The sequence below is a fragment of the Sulfitobacter sediminilitoris genome (assembly GCF_010667575.1).
Lineage (GTDB): Bacteria > Pseudomonadota > Alphaproteobacteria > Rhodobacterales > Rhodobacteraceae > Sulfitobacter > Sulfitobacter sediminilitoris.
On the sequence record NZ_JAABNT010000016.1, the window covers coordinates 44,859 to 63,124 of the forward strand.

Annotated in this window: 8 protein-coding genes and 1 pseudogene; 5 read left to right on the top strand and 4 right to left on the bottom strand. The window is 57.7% G+C overall.

Annotated features, from left to right (window positions below; genetic code table 11):
- Positions 1–93: 93 nt before the first annotated feature.
- Positions 94–993: a sulfotransferase domain-containing protein gene (locus tag GV827_RS19110; RefSeq protein ID WP_235930450.1), complete on the bottom strand. Its 900-nt coding sequence runs from the start codon at positions 991–993 to the stop codon at positions 94–96.
- A 505-nt stretch (positions 994–1,498) separates the two neighbouring features.
- Here GV827_RS19110 and GV827_RS19115 point away from each other — a divergent pair.
- From GV827_RS19115 to GV827_RS19135, 5 genes and pseudogenes are all read left to right on the top strand, one after another.
- Positions 1,499–2,877 (top strand): annotated as a pseudogene (locus GV827_RS19115) (IS1182 family transposase).
- Positions 2,878–3,341: 464 nt separating this feature from the next.
- A complete protein-coding gene (locus tag GV827_RS19120) occupies positions 3,342–12,911 on the top strand; it encodes a GAF domain-containing protein (RefSeq protein ID WP_204325979.1) in 9,570 nt (3,189 codons plus the stop codon).
- On the top strand, positions 12,908–13,243 hold the full coding sequence (locus tag GV827_RS19125; protein WP_164355421.1) for an Hpt domain-containing protein: 336 nt from the start codon (positions 12,908–12,910) through the stop codon (positions 13,241–13,243). Before GV827_RS19120 ends, GV827_RS19125 begins: the two co-directional genes overlap by 4 nt.
- Complete coding sequence (locus tag GV827_RS19130; RefSeq protein WP_164355422.1) at positions 13,236–14,282, top strand: adenylate/guanylate cyclase domain-containing protein; 1,047 nt, start codon at positions 13,236–13,238, stop codon at positions 14,280–14,282. The genes GV827_RS19125 and GV827_RS19130 overlap by 8 nt, the downstream gene beginning before the upstream one ends.
- Positions 14,283–14,475: 193 nt before the next feature.
- Positions 14,476–14,997, top strand: a complete 522-nt coding sequence (locus GV827_RS19135) for a 2'-5' RNA ligase family protein (protein WP_164355423.1) — start codon at positions 14,476–14,478, stop codon at positions 14,995–14,997.
- Positions 14,998–15,436: 439 nt separating this feature from the next.
- Here the strand turns inward: GV827_RS19135 and GV827_RS19140 are convergent, their stop codons facing one another.
- From GV827_RS19140 to GV827_RS19150, 3 genes are all read right to left on the bottom strand, one after another.
- Complete coding sequence (locus GV827_RS19140) at positions 15,437–15,922, bottom strand: GNAT family N-acetyltransferase (RefSeq protein ID WP_164355424.1); 486 nt, start codon at positions 15,920–15,922, stop codon at positions 15,437–15,439.
- A gap of 9 nt (positions 15,923–15,931) precedes the next feature.
- Complete coding sequence (locus tag GV827_RS19145; RefSeq protein ID WP_164355425.1) at positions 15,932–16,708, bottom strand: methyltransferase domain-containing protein; 777 nt, start codon at positions 16,706–16,708, stop codon at positions 15,932–15,934.
- A gap of 171 nt (positions 16,709–16,879) precedes the next feature.
- Complete coding sequence (locus tag GV827_RS19150; protein ID WP_164355426.1) at positions 16,880–17,449, bottom strand: NAD(P)H oxidoreductase; 570 nt, start codon at positions 17,447–17,449, stop codon at positions 16,880–16,882.
- Positions 17,450–18,266: the final 817 nt, after the last annotated feature.

The following is an 18,266-nucleotide window of genomic DNA, read 5'->3' on the forward strand; positions in this document are numbered from 1 at the left end:
CCGTCCCGCTCGGCGGACCTTGGTGCTAGGTGCCAGGAATGGGTCGAACGAGCCCAGAGTGGTTATCTGAAATTCCATATAGAGAACTGCGTCTTAAGCAGGAAGCTCTCCGCCAGACTGAAGCCATCGCGCTTCGTTTTCCGGAAGTAACTCTGCAAGACGTTCATGAAATACGCGAAGATCATTTTCGGACAGCTTGCCTTCCCATTTTCGACTACTTGCGCTATCGAAGAACGCAGCCGGGTCTTTGAAGGTTGCGGACCTTTGAGTGTCTTGCCTAGCACTTGCACGCGCATTGGCTTGCATGCTTTCGAACTGCATACTGTCTTTGATCGCGACCAAAGTGTCATCGTCAATTTCCAGGCCAAGAACCGAAGCAAGCTTTCTCGTATGAGAGAGCAAGTCGCGCTGCATATCAGCATAATGGAAAATATGTATGTTGGAGTGTTGGATGTTCGACTTGAAGGACTTGAAGTGATGAACGATGGCCTCAAGGGTGATCCCGTCGGCCATCTCCTCTCGGTCGGTCGCACCAAGGAACAGGGCGAATGACGCTGACGGCTCATCCGGGAATCTGTCCTGGATCAGGTCTTCCTGCAAGTTGGCCACGTGACGACGCATCGAAAAATGAGCGTCGATTGGGTGTCTGTAGACAGCGATGTAAGTGCAATCGGGATCGAAAGGAATGCCATCGAATGGCGTGTGTGTCTTGATGCATCTCCTGTGGCTCTGAGCTTCGAACATTCGAGCTATGGGGAGTTGATCTCGGAATGCAGGATCGAGCCAAACCGACAGATCATTCATTACCTTGTCCATACCGGGCTTTTCGAACAGGAGCGACAGCACAAGTGCCTGTGTCCAAGTTGTTCCGCACTTGGGCGGTGTTGCGACAATCACATCTCCTTGGCGGAGCGCGAATGTGTCCCAAATCCGGTTATCGGTAAGAATTGTTCTGTAATCGGATGATTTTTTGGAAGGCGCTCTTAGTGCCATTCTGTTCTCCGCCAATGAACCCTTGGATGAGACGATAGCAAGTCAGCTACAACGAACCTAGAACTTTGCTGGGACACCACGACCCGGGAAGCTGCTCAAAGCGCTAAAGCAAAACGTCCAGGCGCCGCCGGACGGCCGATTTGTCCCGCATCTCGGTCGTAGCCCGATTTCTGACGAACGCCCGCTTCGTTTTGAAACCAATCATCGAGACGTCAAACCAGACCTCGTACCGGGTGCAAACAGCGCTGAGTGACAGCTATCCGACTTCAAGCGGCCATCTAACCATCTTACTCAGATGTCCCAGGAGATGAAGATTTTCTGATGCGGGCCATGGCGCAAGGTTTCAGTTTGGCCGTTTGGGTGGCCCGCGTTGGAAAATCTTCATCTTTCCGGCCCTTCGCTCGCATCAGTTCAACTGCCGCTTTCGGCGTATTTTGTTGAAAAACTACTGGTTGATCGAAGTGTAGGTCGCTGATTCAATTCGTCCTAACGGGAGGGATTGGCGATGATGGGTCCGAAGCAAGAAGCGCAAGCGGCGTTGTTCTACGAGTTCTCGCTGGAAGATCATGTCCCGCAGGATCACCTTCTGCGGTCGATTGATCGTTTCGTGGATTTGTCCGGCATCCGCGCGCATCTTGCAGACTTCTACAGCCACACGGGCCGCCCATCGGTCGATCCCGAACTGCTGCTCCGGATGCTGTTTGTTGGGTATTGTTTCGGCATCCGGTCCGAACGACGTCTGTGTGAAGAGGTGCATCTGAACCTCGCCTACCGCTGGTTCTGCCGCCTCGATCTGAACGACCGGGTGCCGGACCATTCAACCTTCTCCAAGAACCGCCACGGGCGGTTTAGAGAAAGCGAACTGCTGCGGCACCTGTTCGAGACGACTGTCGCCCGGTGTATCGAAGAAGGTCTGGTCAGCGGCCAGCGCATGGCCATCGATGCCAGCCTGATCGAAGCGGATGCCAACAAACAGAACTCGACGCCGAGGGAAGTCTGGGACGCGGCGCGCATCGATCCAACCGATGCACCCCGCGCCGTGCGCGAGTATCTCGACACACTGGATGAGGCCGCGTTCGGGGCGGCGAGCGAAGTGCAGCCCAAGTTCACCTCCCATTCAGATCCGGCCAGCCAGTGGACGGCAGCGCGCAAAGGCCCGGCTTTCTTCAGCTATTCCGACAATTACCTGATCGACACGGACCATGGCGTCATCGTCGATATGGAAGCCACCAGATCAATCCGACAGGCCGAGGTCGGATCAACCAAGACGATGCTAAAGCGGGTGAAGGAACGGTTCAATCTGCACCCCGAACGTCTTATTGCAGATACCGCCTACGGCACCGGGCCGTTGCTTGGCTGGCTGGTGGACCGCAAGATCGCGCCGCATATCCTGTCTTCGACAAGTCCGGCCGCAATGATGGGACATGGACTCGGGCGGACTTCGAGTGGGATGCCGAGAACGACCAGTACATCTGCCCCGAAGGCCATGCTCTGAAGCAGTTCCGGCGCAACTACTCCGACCCGAACCGCGGTCCGACCGGCAAGGGTACAGCGCGCTATCGCGCGTTGAAGGACGTCTGCCAGGTCTGTCCTTCCAAAGCCAAGTGCTGCCCAAATGCCGATGCCCGCAAGATCACCCGCGAAGAACATGAAGACGCCCGCCAGGTCGCCCGCGACATCGCCAAGACCCGCCAGTACGACATCTCGATGAAGCTCCGGAAGAAGGTCGAGATGCTGTTTGCGCACCTCAAACGCATACTTGGCTTGGGCCGACTCCGATTACGCGGCCCATGCGGCGCAAACGACGAATTCCTCCTCGCCGCCACCGCCCAGAACCTCCGGAAATTGGCCAAGATCTTTCCTGCACCGCAGCAAGCAGCCTAAGCCTGACCAGAAAGGCGCTCGCGTGCAGCGCGGACCGCGACATTCTGCGCTCGGACGGAGCCTTTCGCTGCCGATGCAAGATCTGTCATAGGAAGTTGCACCCTGCCGGGTGAACTTGCCCCAGGGATTTCGACTTCGCTCACCGAAAACCAAGCCATATGCCCGCTTGCCCACTCGACCGACCCATGCGAATGGTCCCAAATGGGCGCTTGGACCCCGGCGGTTTGCGCCATCAAACTCTGAGGATCGGAATTTCTGGTCAACGGCTGCGCCGACAATGTTGATTTTCTTGTATTCCGACCCCCCTTTGTCCGCTAGCCTGTTCGCAATGATTTAACTCACACGAATCTTTGGCATATTTTGGCAAATTGAAAAACACGTCCAAAACTACATCCAGCGGTCAAGCCACGAAGTCCGGGGGCGCGTCAGGCGGTGATGCTGGTCTTTCGGCACAGCTGGCCGCGATGGCGGAGATTCTGAGCGTTGTTGCAGAATCTCGCGAAGATCAGGCGCCGGTGTTTGCGGCCATTCTCAAGAACGCCAAGGTGCTGTGCAATGCAGATATGGCGGCATTGATCCTGGCCAGCCCGGAAGATGCCACGCAGCGGCTCGCCGCACATATCAACGTCCTACCTCGTACCGTCGAGATGTTCGAGACCGGACAGATGAAGGTGGATCCGAACCTGTCCTATGCTGCCAAATGCATTGTGGAGGGCCGTCTGCTCGCCTGGGCCGACATGGGCGAAAGCGACCTTTATCGCGCAGGCAGCCCTATCGTGCGGGCCATGGTGGACGAGAGCGGCATCCGCAGTGTTCTCTTCGTCCCACTTTTGAAGGACGATGCGGCGATCGGCCTAATTACGCTTTTCCGCGAGGACGTCAATCCGTTCGATCAGAGCGAGATTGCGTTGGTGGAGAACTTCGCCACCCAGGCCGTCATCGCCATCGAGAACGTTCGCCAGTTCCGCGAAGTACAGACGCGGCTGGAACGCGAACAGGCGACGCGCGAAATCCTGTCTGTCATCAGCCAGAGCCGCGACGACGAAACTCCCGTGTTCCGTGCCATTCTCGACCGGGCGGAGCGGCTGTGCCAGGCAACCGGCAGCGGGCTGCAACTGGTCAACGAGGCGCGCACGCATCTGCTGATGATGGATTCAAAGGGGGATGATCACGGCTCTTTCCCGCTGGGCTTTGGTTTCGATCTGAACGAACCGCTGGGCATGTGCATGGCGGTCAAAGAGGCGCGGGTCGTACTTATCGAAGACCTCAAGGAAACCGATCTTTACCGAGCCGGGCATCCGGGGCGGGTGGCGCTGGTTGATGTGGAAGGCGTGCGCACGCATCTTCATGTGCCGCTGGTCAAGAACGGCGTCGGCTTTGGCAACATCACCCTGAGCCGCAAGACCGTCAGCCCCTTCTCTCCTGATGAAATCGCACTGGTCGAATCCTTTGCCGATCAGGCGGTGATCGCGCTAGAGAACGTCCGCCAGTTCCGCGCGCTGCAAAGCCAGCTAGCGCGGGAAGAGGCGACGGGTGAAATCCTGTCGGTGATCAGCCAAAGCCGCAATGACGACGCGCAGGTTTTCAGCACCGTGCTGGAGCAGGCCGCAAAGGTCTGCGGGGCGGATCAGGCCGCCGTCCTGCTGGCCAACCCGTCGGGCACCCGGTGCCGTATGATGGCCAGCTGGGGTGAAGTGCGTAGGGCCTTCGAGGATGGCGCGGAATTCCCGATGGAAGGCACCTTGCCCGCCATAAGCGCCATCCTGAAGGGTGAGGTGGTGCATGTCGAGGACATGGCGCAAACGCCCGAGTACCTCGCCCGTCAGCCTATCGCGGTGGAGGTGGTGGAAACCGAAGGTATTCGCACGCGGCTTGCGGTGCCGATGTTTCAGAATGGCAAACCCATAGGATCAATTGCCGTCAGCCGCCGTGAAGCGCGCGCCTTTGCGCCAGCCGATATTGGCCTGCTGGAACGCTTCGCCCAGCACGCGGTCATTGCCATCGAAAACACACGGCAGTTCCGCGAAGTACAGACGCGGCTGGAGCGCGAGGCCGCGTCGCGCGAAATCCTGGAGGTCATCAGCCAGACCCGCGACGATGGCCAGCCGGTGTTCCAGAGCATCCTGAAAAACGCCAGCCGCCTGTGTCAGGCACCGCTGGCGTTCTTGTCTTTGGCGGATCACGACCGCGACCGCGTCACCATTCCCGCCAACATCGGGACCCGGCAGGCCTTTGGCGACATCCTCGCCAACTTCGATGAACCCCTGACGGGGTCTGATCTGGTGGCGATCCGCCCCATGCTGGACGGGCAGATCATCCGGCAGGACGATATTGCGGATGACCCGCTTTATTTCCGCGACCGCAACGCGCGGCGGGTGGCGATGGTGGAGGTCGAGGGCGCGCGTTCTGTCCTTGCTGTGCCACTGATGCGTGAAGGCAGGGGGCTGGGTGTGATCGTGCTGTACCGGCGCGAGGTATCGCCGTTTTCGGATGACGATGTTGACCTGATCAGGACCTTTGCAGCTCAGGCGGTGATCGCACTTGAAAACGTAAGCCAGTTCCGCGCGGTGCAGCAGCGCACCGCCGAGGTCGAAGAGGCTCTTGAATATCAGATGGCGACGGCGGAAGTCCTTGACGTGATTTCAAGATCACCGGACAACCTGATCCCGGTACTCCAAGCAATCTTGCAGGTATCCTCGCGAATTTGTCGGCTTCCAGATGCATTTGTCAGCTTGCTGGACCCGGCTGATGGTCGCTTTCACGTGATTTCTCAGATCAACATCAGCCAGGCCTTTCATACGTTTCTGAAGGAAAACCCCTTCAAGCCTGGCACCCGGTCTGCGACCGCGCGCGCGGCATTCACTGGGAAGACCAGCTACATCGAAGACATGATTGTCGATCCGGACTACCAGCTGGATATCGCCGTCAAGTCCGAAGATTATCGATCCGTGCTTGCCGTACCCCTGAACAGGGATGGCGAAACCATCGGAGTGATAACCCTGGGTGGCCGCGAGGCAGCCTCTTTCACCACGTCTCAGGTCGATCTGATGGAAACTTTTGCCGCACAGGCGATCATCGCCATCGGCAACGCGCGTCTGTTTGACGAGGTGCAGCAACGTACGGCGGAGGTTGAAGAGGCGCTGGTGCGCGAACAGGCCAGCGCGGAAATCCTTCAGGTGATTAACGAGGCAACGACGGACCTTCAGCCGGTCTTTGACCTAATCGCTGTAAAGTCAGCAGAGCTTTGTCGCGCGAAATATTGCGTCCTAGACCGTTTCGACGGAGCTGCCTTGCACTTCTGCGCCCAGCACGGGTTCCCAGCCGAGAAGGTGCCGGAACTTGTCGCCGATTATCCGATTACCGCTGCCAAGGGCCATATGGCCACGGAGGTGGCCAAAAGCGGCGAGATCATCCATTTCGAGGATGGGCAAGCCGCCGACTACTACGATCCGGAATATGCGGCTGCGGTAGGGTTTCGGCGTCTGCTTGGCGTGCCGATCAAAGCGGACGGCCGGGTGTGGGGGGCGATCACCCTGGCATGGCCCGACACAACGCCACCGACCACAAGCAACATCGAACTGGTCCAGAGCTTTGCCGCTCAGGCCAGCATCGCGATCGAGAACGTGCGGTTGTTGCGCGAGACACAGGAGCGCACGGCGGAAGTGGAAGAGGCGCTAGAATACCAGAAAGCCTCCTCTGAGGTGCTTGAGGTTATCTCACGGTCGCCCGACAGGGTGCAGCCCGTGCTGGACGCGATCCTTGATGTTGTGGCGCGGATCATGCGGCACAAGGGCGGATACATTGCGCTTTTGAACGAAGAGACCGGGTTTTTTGAGCCGCAGGCCGTCAGCCATGCGTCCCCCGAAATGGCCCGGATTGTTTGGGAAAGCAAGCTGGCCGCTGATGATACGACAACGACAGGCCGTGTCGCCGTAACCGGCAAGACCGTTCATATTCCCGATCTCGAGCAGGACGCCAATTATGGCTGGGCCGACAAAGCGCAGGTGGGGGAATATGCATCGACAGTGGGCGTGCCGCTGAACAACCACGGGCGTACCGTCGGGGTCATCACGGTCGCGCACACCCGGAAAAACTCGTTTACGGACAAGCAGATCGCGCTTTTTGAAACCTTCGCGGCCCAGGCCGTCATTGCATTGAACAACGCCAAGCTCTTTGACGAGGTTCAAAAGCGCACCGCCGAGGTCGAGGAGTCGCTGGAATACCAGACTGCAACCTCCGAGGTGCTGGGTGTCATCTCACGTTCGCCCAACGCGGTCGAGCCGGTGCTGGAGGCCATTCTGGAAGTAGCCGCGCGGCTTTGCACGCCGCAATATGGCTACATCGCCTTGCTGGATGCGGCGGACGGGCTTTACCACATCCACAATACCCATGGGGTCGATAAGGATTTCAAGGCTTTCCTGGCCGCCAATCCGGTGCGGCCGGTGCATGGCTCCAGCACCGGGCGGGAAGCGCTGCTGGGCGAGACGGTCTATATCCGCAATACCGAGACGGATGAGAGTTACGAGTGGAAGGAGGCCTCCCGCAAGGGCGGTTACCTGAGTTCGCTGGCTGTGCCCTTGATGCGGGAGGGCAAGTGCGTGGGCGTGATCGCGCTGGCGGATGAAAAGGCGGAGGCCTATTCGGACCGCCAGATCAGGCTGCTTGAGACATTCGCCTCGCAGGCCGTGATCGCATTGAACAACACCCGCCTTTTCACAGCTTTGGAGGAGCGCACGGCAGAGGTGGAAGAAGCGCTGGAGCGGCAGAAGGTGACTTCTGAAATTCTGCGCGCCATCAGCCAGTCTCCGACCGACGTGCAGCCGGTCATGGAAACGATTGTCAGCAACGCAACGCAGTTGATTCACGCTGACATGGCGATTTTCCATTTGCGCGATGAGGATTATTACTTTCCTGCGGCGGGCTCCGGACCAAATGGCGTTCTGATCACCGAAAGGGTGCAGGAGGGGGCGCGACAGCTTGCAAAAAGATTCAGTGCCGACGGGCTGCCATTGCTGCCGCTGGCCCCAGAACAGAATTTCCCCTCACGCGCGATGGTGAGCGGCGAGGTGCAGCACATCACGGACTGGCCCAATGCCGATATCCCCGCGCATGAGGTGGAGCGGGGCAAACAGCTTGGGCTGACCTCCGCCATTTACATCCCGCTGGTGCAGGGCGGCACTTGCCTAGGGTCGCTGGCGCTGGGATCGACCACGGAGACCTCGTTTTCCGAGCAGGACATCGCGCTGGCAAAGTCATTCTGTGATCAGGCTGTTATTGCTTTGCGCAATACTCAGTTGTTTGTCCAAACGCAGGAAGCCTTGGAGCAACAGACCGCCAGTGCGGAAATCCTGAGTGTGATCAGCCAATCTGTCGAAGACACCAAGCCGGTTTTTGAGAAAATTCTCGACAGTTGTGAGCGGCTGATCCCCTGTCCTGATCTGGGGATACTGACGTTGGAGAGTGATGGGTTGGTGCATCTTGGAGAGATCCGGGGCACCTATGGCAGAAAGTTGGCCGAAGGTTTCCAACCCATGCCGATCGCGCGTTCCCTGCTGGAACCGGTCATGGAAACGCGTTCGCGATGCTATGAAGTCAACCCGCTGACAGACCCGGATGTGTCGCCAGTCATCAAGCGCATGGCGGAGCGGGATGGTGACTTTGCCATCGTGGTGTCGCCGATGCTTTGGAAAGGGGAAGTGGTGGGTGTGATCACCCTGGGCCGTCCTCACACGTACGGTCATCAGGCGTCGTTTTCTGATCGTGAGATGGACCTGCTGGATAGCTTCGCCGATCAGGCTGTCATCGCGATCCAGAACGCACGGATGTTCAAGGAGACGCAGGATGCGCTGGTGCGGCAGACGGCGAGTGCCGAGGTGCTACGCGTGGTCAGTGAGACGCAGGATGATCTGACGCCGGTCTTTGATGCGATCCTGAGCCGCGCGGCGGGGATTTGCGGGGCGCCTCTGGCGAGCCTCAATCTGGTGAATGAGGATCGAACCTTTGCCGATCTGGTGGCCCATCAGGGTGAACAGCTTGATGTGCTGTCGGTGGGCGAGACGAAGTGGGAAATGAAGCCCGGTCTCTCTGTCGCCGACAGCATTCTCACGGGCAAGCCGGTCCATCTTCATGACCTCAAGGACACTGACGCGTATCGGCAGGGCAATCCGGTACGGCGCATGGCCGTGGATGAAGAGGGTATCCGGACCTTTCTTGCCATTCCGCTGGTCCACAAGGGGCAAGGGATCGGCAATATCGTCCTCTACAAGCGCGAGGTGAAGCCCTTCACCAATGAGGATATCGCACTGCTGGAAAGTTTCGCGGATCAGGCGGTGATCGCGATCCAGAACGCGCGGCTGTTCAAAGAGACGCAAGCTGCGCTGTCGAGGCAGACAGCGAGTGCGAATGTGCTGCGGGTGATCAGTGAATCTCCCACTGATGTGACTCCGGTGTTTGAGGAAATCGTGACCTCCGGCGTGTCACTGATTGATTGCGATCTGGCGATTGCCCTGCGCACGGACGGGGATTTCGCCTGGCAGGAGGCGGTGGCCTCACCTGCGGGTCTGGACGCGGAATTTACCAACACCAAGTTGCGCATGTCCGAAGTGGATAACGTGCCGTCCCGGTCGATGCTGAGCGGAGAGATCATCCATGTGCCGGATTGGGATACTGCCGATTTCGGTGAGTTCGATGCGGCGGTGCGCGCAAGACACGGTTTCAAATCGTCGCTCATCGTCCCGATGATGCGGGGGGAGACCTGTCTGGGATCGTTCAGTTTCATTCGCAAGACCAAGCGGCCCTTTTCGCCTGATGAAATCGCGATGGCCGAGTCATTTGCCGATCAGGCGCTGATCGCGATTGAGAACGTGCGCCTCTTCAACGAGACCCAGACCGCCCTGATCCGGCAGACAGCAAGCGCGGACATCCTTCGGGTGATCAGCGGGGCGCAGCAAGATGCGCGGCCGGTGTTTGAAGCGATTTCTCAGGCCGGGATGAACCTGCTGTCCTGTGAAGGGGCAGCGGTTATGATCCGGAAAGGGGACCATTTTATCCCCGAAGGCGGGATGCAGGTCTCGGGCGGGCTGAAGAGCCTGAGCCCTGAACCGGTAAAGATTGATCCCGAACTGAACTATCCGTCGCAGGTGTTTGAAAGCGGTGAGGTGATCCACATCCCCGATTTCGCAGCGGTTGAAGTGCCTGTGCATGAGCGGGTATCGGTGCCGAAGTTCGGGATGAAATCGGCGGTTTTCCTGCCGATGAAGCGAGACGGGATCACGTTGGGGGTCCTGGTCTTTACGCGGGTGACGGCCCCCAAAGCGTTCACAGAAGAAGAGATCGAACTGGCGCAAAGTTTTTGCGATCAGGCGCTGATCGCCGTTGAAAACGTGCGGCTCTTCAACGAAACCCAAACCTCCCTTGCCCGCCAGACGGCCAGCGCGGAGATTCTGCGGGTCATCAGCCAGTCCCCCGACGATGTAAGGCCCGTCTTCGAGGCGATTGCCGAGGCGGGTGTGCGGCTGATTTCGTCGGACATAGTCGCGGCCATGACAGCGCAGGAAGGCACTTTCGAAGTACTGGCGCGGGTCACCGAGGAGGGGGTCGGAAGCCTTGAGGGGGACCAGACCTTCCCGGTCAATCCCGATCCGAAAACGAGCTTTCCCGCGTGGGTCGCGCACGAAAAACGTCTGCTTCATCTTCCCGATTGGGACGAACTTGACCTGTCACCCTTCGAACAGGTCACCTACGACCGGCACGGGATACGTGCCGCCCTGCTGGTTCCGCTCCTCAAGGCCGACACCTGCCTCGGTGTTCTGGTCTTTGCGCGACAGACCGCAGGGGCCTTCACCGATGATGAGATCAAACTGGCGGAGGCCTTCGCCGATCAGGCCGTCATCGCGATCGAGAACGTGCGGCTTTTCCGGGAAACCCAGAAGGCCCTTGCCCGCCAGACCGCCAGCGCCGAGGTCCTGCGGACCATCAGCGCCTCGCCAACCAGTGTCCAGCCGGTCTTTGAAGAGATTGTGCTGGCGGCCGTCCGCATCGTGCAGTGCGATTTCTCGGTCGCCCTGATCCGTCAAGGCGACGGCTTTATCTATCTGGCGGGGGCAACCGAGGAAGGCTTGAGAGAGAACAGGGGACTGCCCGAAATCATGCCGCTGGACCCGGCGCAGAACTTCCCTTCGCGCTGCTTTGAAACCAAGAAGAAGCTCCATTTTCCGGATTGGTCGAAAGCGGACTTGCCCCAGTTCGAACAGCGCGTTGGAGAGGTGAACCGGATCGCCTCTGCGCTCTACATGCCGCTGGTAAGGGGCGAGGATTGTTTTGGCGTTCTGACCTTCGCAAGGCACACGGCGGTCGCCTTCTCGGACGAGGAGATCGATCTGGCGCAGTCCTTCTGCGATCAGGCCGTCATCGCCATCGAAAACGTCCGCCTGTTCCGCGAAGCGCAGGAAGCGCGGGAGGAGGCGGAGAAAGCCAACGAGGCCAAGAGCGCCTTCCTTGCCACCATGTCCCACGAAATTCGCACGCCGATGAACGCCGTGATCGGAATGAGCGGGCTGTTGATGGACACGGAACTGGACGCCGAACAGCACGACTACGCCCGCACCATCCGCGACAGCGGCGATGCACTTCTGGGGATCATCAACGAAATCCTCGACTTCTCCAAGATCGAAGCCGGTCAGATGGACATCGAGGAGCACCCTTTCGATCTGCGCGAATGTATCGAGTCCGCCCTCGACCTCATCGGCGGACGCGCGGCGGAAAAGCAGCTTGATCTGGCGTACCTCTACGAAGATGCGGTGCCTGCCGGGATCAGCGCCGACCTGACGCGCCTGCGGCAGATCCTGTTAAACCTTTTGTCCAACGCCGTGAAGTTCACCGACAGCGGTGAGGTGGTTTTGTCGGTTGATGCGACCAAGAGCACCCGCGGCAGGGTCCAGCTGCATTTCACCGTGCGCGATACCGGCATTGGCCTGACCGATAAAGGCATGAGCCGACTGTTCCAGTCTTTCAGCCAGGCGGATAGCTCCACCACCCGTAAGTACGGTGGCACAGGGCTGGGCCTTGCCATTTCCAAGCGGCTGGCCGAACTGATGGGCGGTAAGATGTGGGCCGAGAGCGACGGGGCGGGCAAGGGATCGACCTTCCATTTCACCATCCTTGCCAAACCCGCCAAGCTGCCCAAAGGCAAGGCGCGCAGCCTTGTTGGAGAGCAGGAAGAGTTGCGCGGCAAGCGGCTGATGGTGGTCGACGACAATGAAACCAACCTGAAAATCCTGTCGCTACAGACAAAAAAATGGGGGACCGAGACGTTGGCCTTCGGCACGCCTTCAGATGGTCTGAAGGCGCTGAAGTCAGGCGAGGCCTTTGACCTCGCCATCCTAGACATGCACATGCCGGAGATGGACGGCGTTGCCCTGGCACAGGCCATCCGCAAGCTGAAACCCGATTTGCCGATGATCTTGTTCAGTTCGTTGGGCCTGCGGGACATTGAGACGGACGAAGGGCTTTTTGCTGCCTATCTGGCCAAACCGCTGCGGCAATCGCAGCTTTTTGACACGCTGGTGACGCTTTTTGCACCCACGACCCCGGCGACGCGAACGGTCAAGACGACTGACAAACCGAAGACCGATCCGGACATGGCCAAGCGCCACCCGCTGCGCATCTTGCTGGCCGAGGACAATCTGGTGAACCAGAAGCTTGCCACCCGGCTGCTGGAGCAGATGGGCTATCGGACGGACCTTGCCAGCAACGGAATTGAGGCCCTGGAAAGTGTGGCGCGGCAGACCTACGACGTGGTGCTGATGGACGTGCAGATGCCCGAGATGGACGGGCTCGAAGCCTCGCGCCGGATCAACCGTGACCATCCCGACAACCGCCCCCGCATCATCGCCATGACCGCCAACGCCATGCAGGGCGACCGCGAGATGTGTCTGGCCGCAGGCATGGACGACTACATCGCCAAGCCCATCCGGGTGGATCGCCTGATCGAGGCGCTGCTTGAGGTGCCGCCGCACAGAAAGGAGAGCCCATGACCGAGCCCCTGATTGCCCCCGAAGTCTATGCCGAACTGGCCGAGACCATGGGCGCGGATTTCGCCGCCGAACTGGTTGCCACCTTCCTAAGCGACGCGCCCAACATGATCGCAGATCTCAAGGCGGCCGCCGCCGGGGGTGACGCCGATGGCTACCGCCGCGCGGCGCATTCGATCAAATCGAACGCCGACACCTTCGGGGCCCCGGCGCTCGCCGCACAGGCCCGCGCCATGGAGCTTGGCGGCCTGCCGGAGGGTGATCCACCCCTTCCTGCGCTCGAAGCGACCTATGCCGAAACCGCAGTTGCATTAAAGGCGCTGGCTGATGCGTGACGCCAAGGGCGAAATCCTGATTGTGGATGACAACAAGGTCAACAGGCTGTTGATGGCGCGCAGCGTGGAGATTCTGGGGCATCGCGCCTCGGTGGCTGAAAACGGACAGATTGCCATGAGCATGCTGGTGGACGGCACGTTTGATATTCTGCTGTTGGACATCGAAATGCCGGAAATGGACGGCTTTGAAGTGCTCGAAGCGCTCAAGAGCAACGCGGCCCTGCGCGATCTGCCGGTTATTGTGACGTCCTCCGTCGAGGGTCTGGGCAACATCGTCCGCTGCATCGAATTGGGGGCCGAAGACTACATCCCCAAGCCCGTGAACAAGATCCTGTTGAAGGCGCGCTTGGAATCCTGCCTTGAGAAAAAGCGACTGCATGACGAACAAAAGAGGCTGCTCAAACGGTTTGCGACCGACGAAGTTGCGCGTGACCTGCAGGAATCAGGCTTCGCAATCGGTGGACACCGCGTCAGCGCCACTGTGCTGTTCTGTGACATCCGAGACTTCACGGCGATGTCCGAACACATGGCACCTGAAGCAACGATCGAGCTGTTAAATACCTACTACGCGCTGATGTTCGAGGCGGTTACAAGCAACGGTGGTATGGTCAATCTGATCGTCGGCGACGGGCTGATGGCGCTTTTCGGCGCACCCGAGCCGATTGAAAACTCGGCGCAATCAGCGGTAAACGCTGCAGCCGAGATGTGCGCGATGATCGAGATGCTGAACGAAGAACGCGCCATGCTGAACGACCCCGCCCTGGAGGTCGGCTTCGGCATCGCCACCGGCGAAGTCGTCACAGGCTACGCAGGGACCGACGCCCGCGCGACCTACACCTGTATCGGAAAGACCGTTAATCTTGCCTCGCGGCTGGAAGCCCACACAAAGGTCGCCCAAGAGTCCATCCTGATGGACTCTGCAACGCAAAGACGGTTGCCTGTAGAAATTCGTAGCAAGGAAATTCCTGCCATCCATTTCAAGGGTTTCTCGGAGGATCAGACCATCTTTGCTCTCGAACCAGTCACGTCAATCGACTGAGCGAGCAAAAGCCGAGCAAAGCAAGTGCTTGGGAACCCCTCGGCATTTCCACTAGGCTCTGGACCTATAAACGGAGCGCGGTCTCAACGGCAGCTTTGACCCAGAGCAGACACTGGCCAAAATTGCAGCTATGACTGGGTTGCGAGACGGAGCAGACCTTGAGGATTGAGTGCAGATACCCGAAACTCGTCGGATGATCTATGTACTGGCGTACCCAAAACTTGAGGCGAAGATTTCGCGGTCCCTTGCTGCGTTTCGCCAGACGCACGAGCCTGAAAGAGCGCAACTTGTAGCCCCCCACATAACACTCGTGTTTGGAGTTCGAAAATCGTCTCCCGAAGAGATTGCGGCGATCTGCGATCAGGTAGCTTCAAAGACTTCAGCGATTTCTACTGAGTTTTCGAAAAGTGAGATATGCTACGACCCTTTTGAAAAAGTACATAAAATCTCTCTCTTATGTACCAAAGGTGCCAAGCAGCTTACAGCATTACATCGTGACCTATATGAAGGCCCGCACAGCGACGAATTTGATACTGATATTCCTTTTCGTCCGCATATGACTGTTGGTGCAAACAGCAATCTTTCTGAATTGGAAGATGTAAGTCTAGCGTCAATAGGAACTCTTCCCATCATTGCAGAAATCGATAGTTTGAGCGTTGTGCAGATTGCCAATCGTGAGCTGCAGACGATCTGCTCAGTCAAGCTTTCGATGTAGCTATGGGCTCGTCTCGGTCATCTGAGCGTTTTGCTCAGATGTCTGCAAAACGTCTGATACCGGTCACTTGGCGCTGGTCGGCAGCGAAGCAGGGTCCACTTTTGATTTGCACCGACCGCTCCTACCAACACCGGCCATCCGCTGCGGTTACATCGGATGTCTCAGATGCGGACTCTCCGGACCTTGAGGATTTCGCACGCTGCTAACGCAGAAAGACCATGCAAGCGCAGCACCGCGTTCGCGGCGCCGCAGCAGGTTTCCCGTATCCGGCCGTTCAGCCGCGCATGTTTCGCCAAAATCCAAACTGACCATTCGCTGCATGGCGGGCGGACAGGCAAGGTGCGGACTAAGCCGACTTTCGCTGCGGCTGCGCCAATGACCGCTCTAGGGAATTTCGGTTGGTCACAAACAGTCACCTAGGCCTTTGATAAAGCGCGTTTCAAAGTGTCATGGACATTTCATGCCATGTCATTCCACCGTGATCGGAGGCTGACGGTCGCAAATAGCGATATCCGAACTTCTCATAGAGCGGCAGATGGTGCTCTTTGCACATCAGATGGATTGTCAACTTGCCCATCCGCCGCATGCGGTCAATAAATTCGTCCATCAGCTTCCGTGACAGCCCTTTGCCTTGATGTGCGGGATCAACAACGACTGACATGATCACGACATTCGGAGCGTCAGGGTCGTGACCGATAAGTTCCTTGAACTCCTCGTCCGACATTTCGACCTTGTCCGCACACCCGCAATTAATGAACCCAACTACCGTCCCATCTATTTCCAGTACAAGGAAGCCATCAGGAAAAACCTCGATCCGTTTCGAAATCTTTTCGTGGGTAGCGGCCTCATCGCCTTCGTAAGCGGAGGTCTCAATTTCGAAGCAGATATCGACGTCATTTGGCCGGGCGTTTCGAAAAATGTGCATCTGTTACCACTAAGCTTTGATGGCACTCATCCTATAGTAGGTCAGCGAGAAGAAAAACCGCCCTTGCCTCGCGAGGTCAATCTGTTCGTCGAACCAAGCTTTGGTCTCATGTCCACTCATGTGCCCATTTTCCGCTGCATATCGCGACATCAGATGCAACAGCATGAATGCTAAACCATCGGGACGAAGGGTGACGTCGCAAAAGGTGAAGGGTTCGACTTCGACGGCGACAAACCCAGCATCCCGCGCGAAGCGAGGCCAAAGTGCCGCGACCCGCGGTTCAATGTAGTGGTGATCCCATGCGTCCAGCACGCGGCGCATCCGGTCTTCATTCTCAGAGAACCAGTCAAGTGTGTTGCATCCAGTATCCACCGCAACAAATCTGCCACCTGCGCGCAATACTCGATTAGCTTCGCCAACGGCTGACGGAATATCCGAGAGATATTCAAGGACTTGCACCGCTACAGCTTTGTCAGCCTCCCCGTCACGCAACGGGAGCGCGTCGGCTAGACCATATTCAATCTCTACAGTCGGAAACGCAGCGCAGCGTGCCGAAGCCGGCGCGCGCATGTCTTCACTTGGGTCAACTCCGATGACTCGACCGGTCGGGCCTATGGCGCGCGCAATCTCTTCGGTCAAAAGTCCGTTGCCGCACCCTATATCAATTACTGTGTCACCCTCCGAAAGATGCAACGCATCAACTGCCATGCGACGGCGTCGTGCTACGTCGCCACCCCGATATGCAATCTCAAGCAATTCTGCCGTTTTCTCATCAAACTTTAGCATTCGCCGAGGCTTTGTTGCGCAAATTGGGTGTAGGACGTGCTTCCCCTTACCCCGGACGGACTTATCCTACGGGCACAGTGACGGGTATGCCAAGGTACATTGATTGCGATGGAGACAGGAGCGCCTATCCAGTCAAAGAACTAGCTGAGTAAATGGCATCTATGGACGAAATCAATCTGCGAAGGTACGCCCTAGAGTTCTCGCCTTCACCAGAAGCGCCTGCCTTTCGTCGTCGCCTTCCAGGGTATCGTGGAGGAGTTCCAATCTGGCGTTCGTGATACCGCAAAAGTTCATCACTCCTACGACCAGCTGCGTCTCCATCGCAGTCGTATAGCCGCGCTTCTTGAACGACGCGGACCCAGTTGCCGCGAGCCCAACCAACAGTGCTCGGTCAAGCGTTAGCTTTTTGTTTCCGTAAGCCCAATCGGCATTCCAGACCCTGTCGATCCAACCCTTGGTCATCGCTGGCACTGACCACCACCAAACCGGAAAGATGAAGGCAACCGCATCGTTTCTCTCCACACGGGCCTGTTCGCGTTGCACGGCTTCGGTATAGGTTTTTGTTCCACCACTTAGGTCAGGCTCATCTTCAACGGGCATGCGGGGATCAAATCGCTCAGCGTGCAAGTCCGCGATCTCAGGAGTGTTCCCGCTTTCCTCTAAGCCTAGCATGAACTGATCAAGCACAGCGCCTGACAGCGATTTCTGTCTCGGATGATCGAAGACGACTAAGACATTCATGACGGCCCTTCCGCGCTACCAATTCCGCACCATAACACGAGAAGGTCTTTTGCGCTGACGAGTGCGAGCTGAAGCACCGCTTTCGAGCGACACACGCAGCGACTGCTGGCACAAATACATGCTTCCAAACACTGTTGCTGAAAGTGTGTTCAAGCACAGTGTTTCAGGTTAGTGTGTTGAACAGAGTGTTTGCCCAATCTGCCGCAGCATTGTCGCATCGCACAGTTTATCGCACACCTCAATTTATCCCTAAATACCCATTTAAAATCAATGATTTAGAATAAACACAAGTCTTGAAAATCCTCGTGTCGGTGGTTCGATTCCGCCCCCGGGCACCACTTAAATCATTATAAAACAGTGACTGCCGGAATTCTGCGTTGCAGCGGAAATCCTGTGCTAGGCCGAAAAACGCTAGCACAGTGCTAGCACAGTCTCAAAAACACCTGCTAGCACAGTTTGTTATAAGCTGTGCGCCGTGCACCTAGCACAGTTCTAGCACAGTGCATGACCAACGCTCCTTGCCGTGCTTATGGTGCTACGGGAGTGATGTTTTTTGGGTAAGCTGTTGGGGTTGCTGGAAGAAATCTTGGGTTTTCAACGTCTTCGGATTGCTCGTCGGTTTGGCTGTCAAGAGGAACATCTTTTCTCGGGAAAATTGCAGTCAGAACTTTCCTGAGGAAAGTTTTGGCGAGTTCTTACGCGGGGGAACTGGTAGCCGCTCAACTTGATTAAATCAGGTTTTCAGTGGGAGCGGACCCTCGCGCTATAGTGTGTGAATGGGCAACATGCGGGGCTTTCCAAGCGCTGGGCAAAATTC